The following is a 397-nucleotide window of genomic DNA, read 5'->3' as shown; positions in this document are numbered from 1 at the left end:
CCGACAGCGCTTCTCCAGTCATAAGTCTCGCCCGCATCGAATAGATCGGTTACGACCATCCGACGCCGTATATGCGGCCATGCCCCGATGCAGGATCTTCTGGTCAGCCGAGACCTCGGCAAGCTGCTCACCGACTTCCACAGCAAAGGCAAGACCACGTCGCTTGCCTGCTCCGGTCTGATCGCACTCCTCTCGGCGCTGCCGGATGCGACGACTTTCTCTGCGGGAATTGGAGACAGACGGTTCGACGAAGGCCGGGAACTGGATCTATGCAGGCTATTAGATGACCGTCATCTGCAATCAGGAAGAGGAAATCGCTAAAGGTCTGCTCAATGGAGGGGAGATGAAGTCTTATCTGCAGACGGCATTGGAGGCCGCGTCTATGTGAGTAATGAGG

Annotated in this window: 1 protein-coding gene; it reads left to right on the top strand. The window is 56.7% G+C overall.

The annotated features are described in order from the left end of the window. Window positions 1-87: 87 nt before the first annotated feature. Entirely contained in the window at window positions 88-321 is a 234-nt protein-coding gene (locus AYO36_RS16915) for a hypothetical protein (protein ID WP_197484525.1), read from the top strand. Window positions 322-397: the final 76 nt, after the last annotated feature.

The organism is Exiguobacterium sp. KKBO11, assembly GCF_001644945.1.
Taxonomy (GTDB): domain Bacteria; phylum Bacillota; class Bacilli; order Exiguobacteriales; family Exiguobacteriaceae; genus Exiguobacterium_A; species Exiguobacterium_A abrahamii.
The sequence above is the reverse complement of the archived record's forward strand: the minus strand, read 5'-3'. Positions and strand labels throughout refer to the sequence as shown.